Below are 15,671 nucleotides of genomic sequence, written 5' to 3'. Positions count from 1 at the left end.
AGGTAGACCCGAGGTCTAGACCGCAGAGTGCTCTCGGATAGCCTTCCCAGTTGAGCCTTACAAGGACTGCTGGCCGGTGTAGGAAAGGGACAGCAACAGCATGCCCAAGATCAAAGTAGCGGGCCCCGTCGTCGAACTCGACGGCGACGAGATGACCCGGATCATCTGGAAATTCATCAAGGACCAGCTGATCCTGCCGTACCTCGACGTCGATCTGAAGTACTACGACCTCGGGATCGAGTACCGCGACGCCACTGACGACCAGGTCACGGTGGACGCGGCCAACGCCATCAAGGAGCACGGGGTCGGCGTCAAGTGCGCCACCATCACCCCGGACGAGGCGCGCGTCGAAGAGTTCGGCCTCAAGAAGATGTGGCGTTCCCCCAATGGAACGATCCGCAACATCCTCGGCGGCGTCGTGTTCCGCGAGCCGATCGTGACGTCCAACATCCCGCGCCTGGTGCCGGGCTGGACCAAGCCGATCATCATCGGCCGCCACGCCCACGGCGACCAGTACAAGGCCAGCGACTTCGTCGTCCCCGGCCCGGGCACCGTGACCATCTCGTACGTCCCCGAGGACGGCGGCGAGCCCATCGAGATGGAGGTCGCCAAGTTCCCCGGCGGCGGTGTCGCGATGGGGATGTACAACTACGACGAGTCGATCCGGGACTTCGCCCGGACGACCATGCGGTACGCGCTCAGCCGTGAGATGCCGCTGTACATGTCGACGAAGAACACGATCCTGAAGGCGTACGACGGCCGCTTCAAGGACATCTTCCAGGAGATCTTCGACGCCGAGTTCAAGGCGGACTTCGACGCCAAGGGCCTCACCTACGAGCACCGGCTCATCGACGACATGGTCGCCGCCGCGCTCAAGTGGGAGGGCGGCTTCGTCTGGGCGGCCAAGAACTACGACGGCGACGTCCAGTCCGACACCCTGGCCCAGGGCTTCGGCTCGCTCGGCCTGATGACCTCGGTCCTGATGACCCCCGACGGCAAGACCGTCGAGGCCGAGGCCGCGCACGGCACGGTGACCCGCCACTACCGGCAGCACCAGCAGGGCAAGCCCACCTCCACCAACCCCATCGCGTCCATCTTCGCGTGGACCCGGGGCCTGGAGCACCGCGGCAAGCTCGACTCGCAGCCCGAGGTCATCGGCTTCGCGCGCTCCCTGGAGGAGGTCTGCGTGCAGACCGTCGAGGGCGGCCAGATGACCAAGGACCTGGCGCTCCTCGTCGGCAAGGAGACCCCCTGGCTGACGACCGAGCAGTTCCTGGAGGCCCTGGACACCAACCTCCAGAAGAAGCTCAACGGCTGAGCCGTTCCTTCTCGCGCCAAGGCCGTCCCGGTGATCCCGGGGCGGCCTTCGCCGTTTCCGGGCGGATGCCATGCCGGGTGGCGCACCTGCCCGCCCCGGCGGGGGCCGGTCGCGATAGCCTGACCACTGGAATATCTCGACGACGAGAGAACCCCGCTGGCGGCTCCTCTCGGTCGGGTTCGAGAACGAAGGATGGCCGCCTGAGCCCGTCCGTCACAGGAGAAGTGAAGAGGCAATGACTCGCACCCCAGTCAACGTGACCGTAACCGGCGCCGCAGGCCAGATCGGCTACGCGCTGCTGTTCCGCATCGCCTCGGGCCATCTGCTCGGCGCCGACACCCCGGTACGGCTGCGCCTGCTGGAGATCCCCCAGGCGGTCAAGGCCGCCGAGGGCACCGCCATGGAACTGGACGACTGCGCGTTCCCGCTGCTGGACGGGATCGACATCTTCGACGACGCCCGCAAGGCGTTCGCGGGCGCCAACGTGGCGCTGCTGGTCGGGGCGCGGCCCCGGACCAAGGGCATGGAGCGCGGTGACCTGCTGGAGGCCAACGGCGGGATCTTCAAGCCGCAGGGCGAGGCGATCAACGCCGGTGCCGCCGACGACATCAAGGTGCTGGTGGTCGGCAACCCGGCCAACACCAACGCCCTGATCGCGCAGCAGCACGCCCCGGACGTCCCGGCCGAGCGGTTCACCGCGATGACGCGGCTGGACCACAACCGGGCGCTGGCGCAGCTGAGCAGGAAGGCCGGCGTGTCGGTCGACGAGATCCGGAAGCTGACGATCTGGGGCAACCACTCGGCGACCCAGTACCCGGACATCTTCCACGCGGAGATCGGCGGGAAGGGCGCCGCCGAGGTCGTGAACGACCAGGCGTGGGTGGAGAACGACTTCATCCCGACCGTGGCCAAGCGCGGCGCGGCGATCATCGAGGCGCGGGGCGCGTCGTCGGCCGCGTCGGCGGCGTCGGCGGCGATCGACCACGTGCACACCTGGGTGAACGGCACCAGGGACGGCGACTGGACGTCCATGGCCGTCGTGTCGGACGGTTCGTACGGGGTGCCCGAGGGCCTGATCTCGTCGTTCCCGGTGACCACGAAGGACGGCTCCTGGAAGATCGTCCAGGGGCTGGAGATCGACGACTTCTCCCGGGCGCGGATCGACGCGTCGGTGAACGAGCTGGCGGAGGAGCGCGACGCCGTCCGCAAGCTGGGTCTCATCTGATCCGAGGATGGGCGTGCCGAGCCCCGGGCCGTGCGGTCCGGGGCTCGGCGCGTGTCGGGGGAAATCGGCGTTTAACCGCCGGTTCTCGCTACTAGGCTTGCCGGGCGGACCGGGCAGGGCATGAGGGGCGGCGGCGTGGACCAGGCGTTTCAGGTAGATCTTCGTGGCGTGGTGGACCTGCTCAGCAGGCACCTGTACTCCAGCCCGCGGGTCTACCTGCGCGAGCTGCTGCAGAACGCGGTGGACGCGATCACCGCGCGCGGCGGCGGTGGCGGGACGGTGCGGATCGAGACCGGCGGCGGCGGGCTGCGCGTGCACGACGACGGGATCGGGCTGACCGAGGAGGAGGTCCACCGGCTGCTCGCCACGATCGGGCGCTCGTCCAAGCGGGACGAGCTGGGCTTCGCGCGGCACGACTTCCTGGGGCAGTTCGGGATCGGGCTGCTGTCGGGGTTCCTGGTGGCGGACGAGATCGAGGTCGTGACGCGGTCCGTGAAGAGCGCGGCGGCGGTGCGCTGGACGGGCTTCGCGGACGGCCGCTACCGGGTGGAGCCGGGGAAGCGGGACGAGCCGGGCACGACCGTCGCGCTGAAGGCCCGTCCGGGGTCGGCGGAGCTGCTGAGCCCGGAGATCGTCCGGGAGCTGGCGCGGTCGTACGGGTCGCTGCTGCCGATCGAGCTGACCGTGGACGGGGCGCCGATCACGGGCGGCGGGCCGCCCTGGCGGGCGGCGCACGCGGATCCGGCGCGGCGCCGGCGGGCGCTGGACACGTACTGCCGGGAGCTGTACGGGTTCGACCCGTACGACGTCATCGACCTGGACGTCCCGGAGGCGGGGCTGACCGGGGTGGCGTTCGTTCTGCCGCAGCCGGTGGCGCCGGCCGCGCGCGGGGCGCACCGGGTCTACCTGAAGCGGATGCTGCTGGCGGAGAGCGTCGAGGGGCTGCTGCCGGAGTGGGCGTTCTTCGTGCGGTGCGTGGTGGACGCGGGGGAGCTGCGGCCGACCGCGAGCCGGGAGGCGCTGTACGAGGACGAGCTGCTGGAGTCGACGCGGCGGGCGCTGGGGGAGCGGCTGCGGGAGTGGCTCGTCCGGCTGAGCGAGACGGATCCGGCGCGGCTGCGCGGGTTCCTGCGGCTGCACCAGCTGGGCGTGAAGGCGATGGCGCTGCAGGACGACGACATGCTGCGGATCGTGGACCGGTGGCTGGAGTTCGAGACGTCGGCGGGCCCGATGACGCTGGCGGAGTTCCGGCGGCGGCACGCGGACGCGCGGTACGTGACGAGCGTGGAGGAGTTCCGGCGGCTGTCGGCGGTGGCGGGCGCGCAGGGCGTCGGGCTGGTGAACGGCGGCTACGTCCACGACACGGAGATCATCGAGCGGCTGCCGGCGATCGATCCGGACGCGGCGCTGCCCCGGCTGGACCCGGCGGAGCTGACCACGCACCTGGGGGTGCTGGACCCGGCGGCGGAGCTGGCGCTGCGGCCGTTCCTGGCGGCCGCGCAGAAGGCGGTGGAGCGGCTCGGCTGCGAGGTCGTGGTCCGCGACTTCGATCCGCCGTCGCTGCCCGCGCTGTACGTCACCAGCAGGGCGGCGCGGCATCAGGCGGAGCTGGCGGAGGCCCGGGAGGTGGCCGACGAGCTGTGGGCGGACGTGCTGGGCGCGCTGAACGGCGCCGTCCAGGCCGACCGCCCCCAGCTGGTCCTCAACCACCGCAACCCGCTCGCGCGGCGCGTCACGTCCCTGGCGGAGGACGGGCTGGTGGAGCTGGCCGTCCAGGGGCTGTACGGCCAGGCGCTCCTGTACGGGCAGCATCCGCTGCGCCCGGCGGACACGGCCGCGCTCAACCGTTCGTTCCTGGGCCTGCTGGAGTGGGCCATGCACACCCCCGACGCTGAAGCTGGAGAGTCCAAGTGAGCCTTGAGCAGGTTCAGGAGCTGATGGGGCGGGCGTACGCGCTGCCCTACGGCGAGGCGCGCACGGTCGTGACGGAGGAGGCGCTGCGCCGCGCGGAGGAGCTGGGGGACCCCCGGGTGACCTTCGACGTGCGGATGGAGCTGGGCAGCGCGTACGAGTTCGGCGGCGAGCCGATGAAGACGTTCACGACGTTCAGCCGCTGCCTGGCCGAGTACGACGCGGACCCGGGCGCGCTGGGGGAGGCGGCCGAGCACCGGCTGCTGTGGCAGTACAAGTGGATCGTCTACTCGCTGACGCAGTTCCCGGAGGTGCCGCTGGACCGGACCCGCGCGGCGCTGGACGACATGGAGCGCCGCTACAAGCTGGGCGGGCACAGCCTCCAGGCCGTGTACGGCCGGCGGGCGCGGGTGGCGAAGCATCTGGGGAACGGCGACGCCGCCGACCGCTGGTTCGCGATGTGGCACACGACGCCGCGCGACGAGCTGTCGGACTGCGCGGGCTGCGACCCGACCGGCAAGGTGAGCCATCTGCGGTGGCGGGGCCGGGACGAGGAGGCGCTGGCGGTCGCGGAGCCGGTGCTCCAGGAGCAGCTGAACTGCGCCGAGCAGCCGCAGGCGATCCTGACGGGGCTGCTGCCGGTGTTCCTGCGGACGGGCCGGCTGGAGGACGCCCGCAACGCGCACCTGCTCGGGTACCGGCTGATGCGGGCCCGGCTGAACGAGCTGGCCTACATCGGCGAGCACGTGGAGTTCTGCGCCCGTACCGGCAACGAGGCGCGCGGGCTGGAGATCGTCCAGCGGCATCTGGGGTGGCTGGACCGGGCGCCGAGCCCGTACGCGGAGATGCGGTTCGCGGCGTCGGCGGCGCTGCTGCTGCGCCGGGTGGAGGAGGCCGGCCACGGCGATGTGATGATCGCGCGGCCGGTCGCGGCCGGCGGGCCGGTGGAGTCGGTGGAGGTCGCGGTGGGCGAGCTGCGCGCGGAGCTGGCCGAGCGGGCGCTGGCGGTGGCGGCGCGGTTCGACGCCCGCAACGGCAACGAGCACCAGAGCGGGCTGGTCCGGGAGCTGCTGGACGCCGAGCCGCTCGCCGACCGGCTGCCGCTGGCGCAGTACGACCGGCCGCCCACGGTCACGGCGCCCGCCCCGGCGGCCGGGCCCGTCCCGGACCACGCGGACGTCGACGACCCGGACGCGCTGCTCGACATCGGCCAGGAGGAGTGGGTCGCGGGCCGGATCGACCGCGCGGCGGCGGCCTGGCGCCGCTTCGACGAGCTGGCCGCCGACCCCACGACGCTCCAGGCCGCGCGCCGTACCGACGGCGAGGGCGCCGAACGGTTCGCCCGGGAGGACGTCGAGGGCGCGCTGGCGGCCTGGGAGCGCGCCTCCGCGCTGTACGAGGAGGCGGGCGACCCGGTGGCGCGGCAGGCGGCGCGCAGCCGGATCGGGGCGATCCGCTGCGGCCAGGGGCGGCCCGAGGAGGGCCTGCCGATGCTGCGGGAGAGCGCGGACTACCTGGCCGAGCACGCCGTCGGCACGCGGCGCGCGTTCACCGCCCGGATGCGCCTGGTCGGCGCCCTCCTCAACGGCGGCGACGACGCGGAGGCCGGGGCGCTCCTGGAGGGCGTCGTCCCGGACGGGGCGGAGCAGACCGGCGAGCTGGCGCTGATGCGCGCCCGGATGGCGCTGCGGGCGGACGACACCGAGGCGGCCGTGCCCCTTCTGGAGGCCGCGCGGGAGGCGTTCAGGAGCGACGGCGACGGGACCCGCCACGCCGCCCAGCTGGCGGAGGCGTCGCTGACGCTGGGCCGGCTGCTCGCCCAGCGCGGCCACCGGGCGGCGGACGGGCACGAGGAGATCTTCGCGGCGGCGCTGGAGGTCTTCGACGAGGCGGTCGAGCGGGGCCGCGCCGCCGATCCGTGGATGGCGACCGCCGCGCACGCCGAGCGCGGCACGCTGCTGGCGTCGATCGGGCGCGGCGAGGCGATCGCCGACCTGGTGGAGGCGGTCGCCGGGTTCACGGCGGCCGGGGCGGCGCCGCAGGCCGCTTACGCGCGGCTGGAGCTGGCCGGGGCCTACTACGGGGAGGGGCGGCATCTGGAGGCCGCCGAGACGGCCGAGGAGGCGCTGCCGCTCGTCGCGTCGTTCGACGACCCCGAGTCGTACCGGCGGATCCGGCTGATCCTCGCGCACGCGCAGTCGGAGCTGGGCGAGGAGCACGCCGCCGAGCTGTTCGGGGAGCTGGCCGCGGAGGCGGCCGCCGAGCGGAACGCGGGGGCCGCCGGGGAGCTGCTGGAGCTGAGCGCCGGCGTCCTGACGCGCTTGGACAAGGACGCGCAGGCCGTCGAGCGGTTCCTGGAGTCGGCGGCGGCGTTCGAGGCCGCCGGGAACCCGTACGGCGTCGTCCGGGCCCGCCGCGCGGCCGGGCTGTGCCACCTGTGGTGCGGCCGGCCGGAGGAGGGCCTGGCCGAGATCGAGCGCTCCCGCGCCGCCCTGGCCGGCCTGCCCGCCGAGGACACCGCGGGCCGGACCTGGGAGGCGTCCCGGGTGGCGTACGACGAGTCCCGCATCCTCGCCCAGCTGGGCCGCCTGCCCGAGGCGCTCGCCCTGGTGAACGAGGCGATCGAGGGCTTCGCCTCCCTGGACCAGAAGGAGGCCGCGGAAACGGCCGCGCACCTTCGCAACGACATCCAGGAAGCGCTGAACGGCGAGAACGGCGACTGACGGTCGACTCGTGGCGTGTCACCCCGCCGCGCCCCCGCCGTAGCGGCGACTCGCCACGAGTCAACGCGGCAGGCGGCGGTGGGCGGCGGCTGAGGGGACGGCGTTCAGGAATTCCGGGGTGGGGAGGTTCCGGTCGGTGTAGGCGGTCGTGATCGCTTCGCGTACCCGGGGGGCGCGGTCGGCGGCGGCCAGGACGATCACCGAGCCGCCGAAGCCGCCGCCGATCATGCGGCCGCCGCGGGCACCGGCCTTCAGCGCCGTCTCGACGGCCAGGTCGGCCTCCGGCCAGGACACCTCGTACAGGTCGCGCAGGGACAGGTGCGACGCCGTCAGCATGCCGCCCAGCTCCGCCTCGGCGCCCGCCCGCATGAGGCCGGCGGCGGCCTCGACCCGGTGGTTCTCGGTGACGACGTGCTGGGTGCGGCGGCGCAGCACCGGGTCGTCCAGCCGGGCCAGCGCCCCGCCCAGGTCCTTGACGTCGCGGAGCGCCTCCACGCCCAGCAGCGCGGCGGCCCGCTCGCAGTCGGCGCGGCGCGCCGCGTACTCGCCGCCGGTCAGCTCGTGCCGCGCCCGCGTGTTGACCACCAGCAGGGCCAGGCCCTTGCCGGGCAGGTCGAGCGGGACCTGGGACGACAGGCCGCTGCGGCAGTCGAGCATCAGCGCGTGCCCGGCCGTGCACAGCAGCGCCGCCGACTGGTCCATGATCCCGCAGGGCATGCCCGCGTAGTCGTTCTCGGCGCGCTGCGCCAGCCGGGCCAGCGCGGGACGGTCGGCGGCGAGATCGTCCAGCCCGTACAGGTCGCACAGGGCCAGCGCGGTCGCGCACTCCAGCGCCGCCGACGACGACAGGCCCGCGCCCTGCGGCAGATCGGAGTCGATCAGCAGCGAGGCGCCGCCCGCGCCGTGCGCGCGCAGCAGGGACGCCACGCCGAACGGGTACGCCGCCCAGCGCTCCCGCCCGGCCCAGCGCCGGACCTGGTCCGGCCCGGTGCCGTCCAGGGAGACGGTGACGGCCGCGTCGGCGGCCTGGAGCGACCTGACTTCCAGCACCGCGTCGTCCCGCCGGGCCGCCGCGACCGACACGCCCAGCGGCAGCGCGAACGGCAGCACGAGGCCGTCGTTGTAGTCGGTGTGCTCGCCGATGACGTTGATCCGGCCCGGCGCGTGCCAGACGCCCTCGGGGGCGCGGCGGTACGCCTCGGTGAACGCCGCGGCGAGGGCCACGGCGGACTCGGCGGCGTTCACCGGCCCTGGACGAAGGTCCACGCGTCGGTGACCATGGCGCGCAGGTCGCGCTCCGGCTTCCAGCCCAGCCCCGTCCTGATCTTCTCGGAGGAGGCGACCAGGACCGCCGGGTCGCCGGGCCGGCGCGGGCCGACCTCGGCCGGGATCGGGTGCCCGGTGACCTCGCGGCACATGTCGATGACCTCGCGCACCGAGTAGCCGCTGCCGCTGCCCAGGTTGAAGATCTGGTGGGTGGACGGGGCGCACGCGTCCAGCGCCAGCAGGTGCGCCACGCCGAGGTCGACCACGTGGATGTAGTCGCGCAGGCAGGTGCCGTCCGGCGTCGGGTAGTCCTCGCCGAACACGCTGACCGACTCCTTCTCGCCGCGCGCGACCTTGAGCACGTTCGGGATCAGGTGGGTCTCGACCGCGTGCCGCTCGCCCTGGGCCTCGCCGCCCTCGACCAGCCGGGCGCCCGCGACGTTGAAGTAGCGCAGCGAGACCGCGCCGAACCCGAACAGCCGCGCGTACTCGGCGAGCGCGGTGTCGATGGCCAGCTTCGACATCCCGTACGGGTTGGTCGGGCGGGTCGGCGCCGTCTCCACGATCGGCGTCTCCTCCGGCTCGCCGTACGTGGCGGCCGTGGACGAGAACACGATCCGGGACGTGCCGGTCTCGCGCATCGCGTCCAGCAGCGCCAGCGACTCGCCGAGGTTGCCGTCCCAGTAGAGCCACGGCTTCTGCACCGACTCGCCGACGAGGGACTTGGCCGCGAAGTGCAGCACCGCGTCGAAGCTCCCCTCGCCCCCGTCCGCCAGCACCTCGGCGGCCCTCTCGCGCAGCGTCCCGTGGACGAGCCGGGCGCCCGCGGGCACCGCGTCCGCGTGCCCGGTGGACAGGTCGTCGAGCACGATCACCTCGTGCCCGGCCTCCAGCAGCTGGGCGGTGACGACGCTGCCGACGTAACCTGCGCCTCCGGTGACGAGCAACTTCACGGAAAATCCTCCTGGTCGTTTCGCGGGGGGCATCGCCGGGACGCGTTTCAGGCTATCGGCAACCCCGGGCGGGGAAGGCTGGAACACAGCAGCCACGTAAGCAGCCGGAACACCGCAGGGAGGCGTGCCGCCATGGACGAGCACCGTCCCCGCCGCGGCCGGGCCCTGGCCCGCCCGCTGGCGCGGCTGACGGCCCGGTCCGCGGGCCTGGCCGCGCGGCTGGCCGGGGAGGACCCCGCCGTGCCGCGCGAGATGGTCACCGCCGCGCGGGTCCGGGCCCTGATCGCGGCCAACACCGAGATCGCCGCCGACGAGCGGGCGCTGATCGAGGAGGTCTTCGCCGCCGCCGAGCGGCCGCTGCGCGAGGTGCTGGTGCCGCGCACCGAGGTGGAGTTCCTGGACGCCGAGCTGACGCTGGCGGCCGCCGCCCGGATCGCCGCGGGCAGCCCGCACTCCCGGTTCCCGGTGTGCAGCGGCTCGCACGACGAGGTGATCGGGTTCGTCCACATCCGGGACCTGCTGGTGCCGGAGGTCGCCGACCGCGGCGTGCCGGTCGGGGAGCTGGTGCGGCCCGTCCCGTACCTGCCGGCGTCCCGCCGGGTGCTGCCGGTGCTGTCGGAGATGCGCCGCGAGGGCCACCACCTGGCGATCGTCATGGACGAGTACGGCGGCACCGCCGGCATCGTCACCCTGGAGGACCTGGTCGAGGAGCTCATCGGGGACATCCGCGATGAATATGATGTGCAGGACGCGCAAGCGCAACGTCTGCACGGTGGGGTGGTCGAGGTCGACGGTCTGCTGAACCTCGACGACTTCGCCGCCGAGACCGGGGTACGGCTGCCCGCCGGGCCGTACGAGACGGTCGCCGGCCACATCATGGCCGTGCTCGGCCGGGTCCCCGCCGCGGGGGACGCGGTGGCGGCGGGCGGCTGCCGGCTCTCGGTCGTCCGGATGGACGGCCGCCGCGTCGCGCGCGTGCGCGTCACCCCGTCCGTTCCGGTGCAGCCGGGTTCGGCGCAGTCCGGTCCGGCACAGTCCGTCCCGCTCCAGTCCGTCCCGCTCCAGTCCGTCTCCGTGCCGCTGACGCAGCCCGTCCCGCCGGGGCAGTCCGTTCCGCTGGGGCAGCCGGTGCCGCGGGCGGTGGCCGGAGGCGGTCCGGACGCCCTCGCCGCGAACGTCCCCGTGGGGGACGGCGTCCCAACCGCTGACGGCGCCCCCGGGGCCACCGCCCCGGCCGGCGCCCCGGCCGGCTCCGCCTCCGGCGCCGGACCGACGACGCCGCCTCGCACGGGGCCTGAGAGAATCGATCCGTGAGCATGTCCGAAGCCTCCACTCCCAGCACCGGTTCCAGCACCGGCCCCGGCACCGAGCGCGGCACGGGCCCCGCCCCGCGCGTGCTGTCGGGGATCCAGCCCACCGCCGACTCGTTCCACCTGGGCAACTACCTCGGCGCGCTCCGCCAGTGGGTCGCCTTGCAGGACACCCACCAGGCGTTCTACTGCGTGGTCGACCTGCACGCGATCACCGTCGAGCACGACCCGGAGCTGCTGCGCCGCCGCACCCGCGTCGCCGCCGCGCAGCTGCTGGCGATGGGCGTGGACCCCGAGCGCTCGGCCCTGTTCGTGCAGAGCCACGTGCCCGAGCACGCCGAGCTGGCGTGGGTGCTGGGCTGCCTCACCGGGTTCGGCGAGGCCGGCCGGATGACGCAGTTCAAGGACAAGTCGGCCAAGCAGGGGACCGGCGGCACCACCGTGGGCCTGTTCACGTACCCGGTCCTCCAGGCCGCCGACATCCTCCTCTACTCGCCCGAGCCCGGGCCCGGCGAGCGGACGTTCCACGTCCCGGTCGGCGAGGACCAGCGGCAGCACCTGGAGCTCACCCGGACGCTCGCGCAGCGCTTCAACCACCGGTTCGGCGACACGTTCGTGGCCCCCGAGGCGTTCATCCCCGAGGGCGCGGCCAAGATCACCGACCTCCAGGAGCCGACCGCCAAGATGAGCAAGTCGGCGTCCTCGCCCCAGGGCATCATCGACGTCCTGGAGGAGCCCGGCCCGATGCGCAAGAAGATCATGCGCGCGGTGACCGACACCGGCACCGAGGTCCGCTACGACGAGGAGAACAAGGCGGGCGTCACCAACCTGCTGCGGATCTTCTCGGCGCTGGAGGGCACCCCGGTCGCCGATCTGGAGGCCCGGTACGGCGACGGCGGCTACGGCACGTTCAAGAAGGAGCTGGCCGCGGTCGTCCTCGACACGTTCGCGCCGATCCGCGAGCGGACCGCCAAGCTGCTGGCCGACGAGGAGCGGCTGGACGGCGTGCTGGCGCAGGGCGCCGAGCGGGCGGGCGCGGTGGCCCGGCGGACCATGGACGTGGTCCGTGACAGGGTGGGATTCGTTGGGCGAGGCCACTGAGCCCGCGCGGGCCCCGCGGGCCCCGGGAGCCCCGGTGACCCCGGGAACTCCGGCACCGACGGGGCCCGCACGCTGGATCGGGGTGGCCGTCCCGATCCCCGACCCGTACGGCACCGAGCTGCAGCGCGCCCGGGGCGCCCTCGGCGATCCGCTCGCCGACGCGATCCCCACGCACATCACGCTGCTGCCGCCGACGGAGGTCGCCGGTCCCGGCGCGCTGGCCGCGATCGAGCACCATCTGCGCTCGGTCGCCGAGGCCGGGGCGCCGTTCCGGATCAGGCTGAGCGGGACGGGGACGTTCCGGCCGGTGTCGCCGGTCGTGTTCGTCGCGCTCGCCGAGGGCGCCGACGGCTGCGGCCGCCTCCAGCGGCGGGTCGTGTCCGGCCCTCTCAGCCGCGAGCTGGAGTTCCCGTACCACCCGCACGTGACGGTCGCCCACCACCTCCCAGAGGAGGTCATGGACCGCGCCTACAAGGAGCTGGCCTCCTACAAGGCCGCGTTCACCGTCGAGAGCTTCTCCCTGTACGAGCACGGCCCCGACGGCGTCTGGCGGCCGCGGCGGGACTTTTACTTCGGCAAGGACGTTCCGGCAGGTTAGCGGGATATCACCCGGGGGCACGCTGACCGGACGCGGCGTGACCTAGACGCAGCGGGGTAGACCGCCCTGTATGCGGCGGATGATCAAGCGCCTCGCGGACCGGGCCGGCGCCGTGCGGGACGCCGGGACGGGCGCGCTGCGCGAGCGGCGCCGGCGCTGGGGCTGGTTCGACCACCTGGTCCGGGCGTTCGAGCGGTACCAGGACCGGCGCGGCGACCGGCTCGCGGCCGCGCTCACCTCGTACGGCTTCCTGTCGTTCTTCCCTCTGCTCGCGCTGACGTACGCGCTGCTCGGGTACCTCGTCGGGGTCAGCGACCTGGCGCGGGCCTACTTCGTCGACGCCGTCTACTCGCTGCTGCCGGGGATGGCGGAGCAGCTGGAGGTCGAGGAGATCGTCCGGTCGAAGACGGCGGCGGGCCTGGTCGGGCTGGCCGGGCTGCTGGTGACCGGCCTCGGCTTCGTGCAGGTGCTGCGGGAGTCGCTGCGCGACATCTGGGGCAAGGAGCCGCAGCCGGAGGCGAACTTCTTCGTCCGGCGGTCCTGGGACCTGGGCGTGATCGTGCTGCTGGGGACGCTGCTCATCCTGGGGATGGCGGTCACGACGGTCACCAACCAGGCCAGCCACACGGTCCTCACCTGGCTCGGCTGGGACGACGTCGCCGGCGCCGGCACCGCGCTGCGGCTGCTCACGTTCGCGATGGCGATCGGCACCAACACGGTGATCTTCCTGGTGCTGTTCTCCCGGCTGTCGGGCACCCGCGCGCCCTGGCGGTCGATCTACCACGGCGCGCTGGCCGGGGCGCTCGGGTTCGAGGTGCTCAAGCAGGCCGCGACGCTGCTGCTCGGCCACACCACCCGCAACCCGGTGTACGCCTCGTTCGCGGTGCTGGTCGGGCTGATGATCTGGATCAACGTGGTGTCGCGGTTCCTGCTGCTCGTCGCGGCCTGGACGGCGACCCGCCGGGCGGTCCTCAGCGCCGAGAAACGGGACGGTGACGGCGGGGTCACGACCAGAACTCGTCGTCCGCGTACTGATCCTCGGCCAGTGTCCTGATCTCGGTGATCCGGCCGTCCCGGATGCGGAACACGTCGACCGCCCGCCCGGACAGCACCCGCCCGGGGCGCCCGGGACGCTCGGCGCTGGTGTGGACGAGCGCGACGCCGTAGTCGTCGCCCGCCATGACCGCGTACGGCTCGGTGCGGAACGTCCCGCCGGACAGCTCGAACACCCGGACGTAGAAGCCGAGCACCTCCTCCGGCGTGCGGTACTCCCCGCACAGCGGGCCGCGGCCCGGCACCCGGTGCACGACCCGGTCGTCCAGGAGGGTGCGGATGATGTCCATGTCGCCCTTGCCGAAGGCGTTGTAGCCCTCCCGGATCAGGGCCGCGTTGGGGTGCTCGTGGGTCACGACGGCTCCTCCTGCGGCACCGGTCCGCCGTCCAGCGGCGGCGCGGGTGACCGGCCCCAGTGCGAGGGTAAGGCCGGTCGCCGCGGGCGGCCAGTCAGGTCACGGTTACCCCGTTCCCGGCGGCGGGGCGGGGGTCAGGAGCCGGCCTCGTCGTACGACTCGGTGTACGGCGCGGTACGGCGCCGCCGCAGGAGCAGGAACAGCGCGCCGCTGACCAGCACCGCGCCCGCCGCCCCGCCGCCGACGAGCAGGCCCCAGCCGCCGGCGGAGTCGTCGTGCGTCAGCGGGTTGGCGGGCAGCAGCTTGTGGGCGTCGGTGGGCTTCTTCGCCGCCGGGTCGCCCGGCGGGACCAGCGTCCCGACCGGCTTCGCCTTGCCGCGCGCGGCGAAGCCCCAGTCGAGCAGCTCGGCCGCGAGCCGCGACGGCTGCTCGTCGGCGCGCATCAGCGAGATGATGATCGTGTGGCCGTCCCGGCGGGCCGCCGCGACGAAGGTCTGCTTCGCCGCGATCGTGTAGCCGTTCTTGCCGCCGAGCATGCCCTCGTACTCCTGCGACTGCCCTTCCAGCATCCGGTTGTGGGTGTGGATGGGGTAGCCGCCGACCTTCTTGCCCCGCTTGCGCTCCTTCTTGGACGGCGGCGCGGGGAAGTGGTGGTCGATCGTCTCCACGTACTTGCGGAAGTCGGCGTTCTTCATGCCCTCGCGCAGGATCAGCGCCAGGTCGTACGCGGACGTGTGCTGCGTCTTGACGTCGAGCCCGAGGTCCTTGTCGAGGCCGTTGGGGGAGCCGGCCAGCGTGTCGCGGGCGTTGATGCGGCGGGCCTCGGCGTTCATGTCGGCGAGGGTCTTCTCCATGCCGCCGTTGGCCTCGGCGAGCGCCACGGCGGCGTCGTTCGCCGACATCATCATCAGCGCGTGGAACAGGTCGGACACCTTGTACTGCATCTTCGGCGTCATGCCGACCTTGGTGCCCTCGACGTCGCACGCCTTCTGGGACGGCCGCACGAGCTTGTTCCGGTCGAGTTTGGAGACGAGGGCGAGCGTGGTCAGCGTCTTGAGCGTGCTCGCCGGGAGGTACCGCCCGTGCGGGTCCTTGCCCGCGAGGACCTCGCCGGTGTCGCCGTCCGCGATCAGGTACGAGGACGCCTTGATCTTCGGCGGTGCCGGGACGCCGGGACCCTGGCCGGCCACGATCCCCTTGGCGGCCAGCTGCGCCCCGCCGACCGGCTCCGTCGCGGCCGGGCTCGGGTTCGCGAGCGCGGGAGGGGCCAGCAGCGTCGCGGCGAGCAGCGGTGCCGCGGCCGCGGCGGCCGCGCGCCCGGGCCGCCGCCTCACGGCCGCGCTCCCCGTGCTTCCCGCGCTTCCCGTGCCTTCAGGACCTGGTTCGCTCCCATCGGCGCCGCCGGGGGCCGGGACGCCCGCGCCCGTGCCGATCCTCGCTGTCCTCGCAAGCTCCGCCGCCCCTCGTTCCGGTCATCCGTGCACGCCGCTCGTGAACTCCCGAAGATTAGAAGATTAGGCGACGTCCAAGGCTTTCGGTGTGTACGGGAAGTAGCGGGCACCGGTCGATCGGCGCCGCCGCGTTCCGGGTCGTCGTGTTCCGGGACGGTCACAGCCATGCGCCGATCATTCCCCGGATACGGTCCGTCATGTGATCATTCCATACCGTTCCGGAAGCGGGTTCCGGACGGGCGGACTAGTCCCTTCTAGGGATGACATCCGTACCGTTCGATGACCGAAAAGGGTGACACGCCGTGATCGTCGGCGGCCCGGACGAGTCAAATGATCCGCATAGGGCATGGTTTCCCGCAGCGTGGCGGGCGCCGGGCGCCATGATGGAACGCAGGGCCCGAGCCTG

12 protein-coding genes are annotated in these 15,671 nt (G+C 73.3%); 8 read left to right on the top strand and 4 right to left on the bottom strand.

Annotated features, from left to right (window positions below; genetic code table 11):
* The first annotated feature begins 100 nt into the window (after positions 1-100).
* From ACA361_RS05130 to ACA361_RS05115, 4 genes are all read left to right on the top strand, one after another.
* Positions 101-1,318, top strand: coding sequence for an NADP-dependent isocitrate dehydrogenase (locus tag ACA361_RS05130; protein WP_375010606.1), 1,218 nt, complete (start codon positions 101-103; stop codon positions 1,316-1,318).
* Between the two features lie 235 nt (positions 1,319-1,553).
* Positions 1,554-2,543 carry a malate dehydrogenase gene (locus tag ACA361_RS05125; protein WP_375010605.1) on the top strand — a complete coding sequence of 330 codons (990 nt, stop codon included), beginning with the start codon at positions 1,554-1,556 and terminating at the stop codon, positions 2,541-2,543.
* 120 nt (positions 2,544-2,663) lie between these two features.
* Positions 2,664-4,457, top strand: coding sequence for an HSP90 family protein (locus tag ACA361_RS05120; protein ID WP_375010604.1), 1,794 nt, complete (start codon positions 2,664-2,666; stop codon positions 4,455-4,457).
* Entirely contained in the window at positions 4,454-7,177 is a 2,724-nt protein-coding gene (locus ACA361_RS05115) for a hypothetical protein (protein ID WP_375010603.1), read from the top strand. The genes ACA361_RS05120 and ACA361_RS05115 overlap by 4 nt, the downstream gene beginning before the upstream one ends.
* 60 nt (positions 7,178-7,237) lie before the next feature.
* On the opposite strand, the gene galK is transcribed toward ACA361_RS05115, so the two are convergent.
* Both galK and galE read right to left on the bottom strand, forming a co-directional pair.
* The gene (galK, locus tag ACA361_RS05110; RefSeq protein ID WP_375010602.1) at positions 7,238-8,443 is read right to left on the bottom strand and encodes a galactokinase; all 1,206 of its coding nucleotides are present in this window, start codon (positions 8,441-8,443) and stop codon (positions 7,238-7,240) included.
* Positions 8,419-9,396, bottom strand: a complete 978-nt coding sequence (gene galE / locus ACA361_RS05105) for a UDP-glucose 4-epimerase GalE (RefSeq protein WP_375010601.1) — start codon at positions 9,394-9,396, stop codon at positions 8,419-8,421. The genes galK and galE overlap by 25 nt, the downstream gene beginning before the upstream one ends.
* A gap of 132 nt (positions 9,397-9,528) precedes the next feature.
* On the opposite strand from galE, the gene ACA361_RS05100 reads away from it, so the two are divergent.
* The 4 genes from ACA361_RS05100 (at position 9,529) to ACA361_RS05085 (ending at position 13,459) form a co-directional block, all read left to right on the top strand.
* Positions 9,529-10,710, top strand: a complete 1,182-nt coding sequence (locus tag ACA361_RS05100) for a hemolysin family protein (protein ID WP_375010600.1) — start codon at positions 9,529-9,531, stop codon at positions 10,708-10,710.
* On the top strand, positions 10,707-11,807 hold the full coding sequence (gene trpS, locus ACA361_RS05095; protein WP_375010599.1) for a tryptophan--tRNA ligase: 1,101 nt from the start codon (positions 10,707-10,709) through the stop codon (positions 11,805-11,807). The genes ACA361_RS05100 and trpS overlap by 4 nt, the downstream gene beginning before the upstream one ends.
* A 34-nt stretch (positions 11,808-11,841) precedes the next feature.
* The gene (locus ACA361_RS05090) at positions 11,842-12,405 is read left to right on the top strand and encodes a 2'-5' RNA ligase family protein (protein ID WP_375010598.1); all 564 of its coding nucleotides are present in this window, start codon (positions 11,842-11,844) and stop codon (positions 12,403-12,405) included.
* A gap of 79 nt (positions 12,406-12,484) precedes the next feature.
* Positions 12,485-13,459 (top strand): YihY/virulence factor BrkB family protein, encoded by a 975-nt coding sequence (locus tag ACA361_RS05085; RefSeq protein WP_375010597.1) that lies wholly within the window; start codon positions 12,485-12,487, stop codon positions 13,457-13,459.
* Here the strand turns inward: ACA361_RS05085 and ACA361_RS05080 are convergent.
* Entirely contained in the window at positions 13,410-13,814 is a 405-nt protein-coding gene (locus tag ACA361_RS05080) for a nuclear transport factor 2 family protein (protein ID WP_375010596.1), read from the bottom strand. The two genes, ACA361_RS05085 and ACA361_RS05080, sit on opposite strands and share 50 nt — an antisense overlap.
* A 134-nt stretch (positions 13,815-13,948) precedes the next feature.
* Positions 13,949-15,148 (bottom strand): D-alanyl-D-alanine carboxypeptidase family protein, encoded by a 1,200-nt coding sequence (locus tag ACA361_RS05075; protein WP_375010595.1) that lies wholly within the window; start codon positions 15,146-15,148, stop codon positions 13,949-13,951.
* Positions 15,149-15,671 lie beyond the last annotated feature (523 nt).

The sequence above is a fragment of the Actinomadura sp. 21ATH genome (assembly GCF_041951345.1).
GTDB lineage: Bacteria > Actinomycetota > Actinomycetes > Streptosporangiales > Streptosporangiaceae > Spirillospora.
The sequence above is the reverse complement of the archived record's forward strand: the minus strand, read 5'-3'. Positions and strand labels throughout refer to the sequence as shown.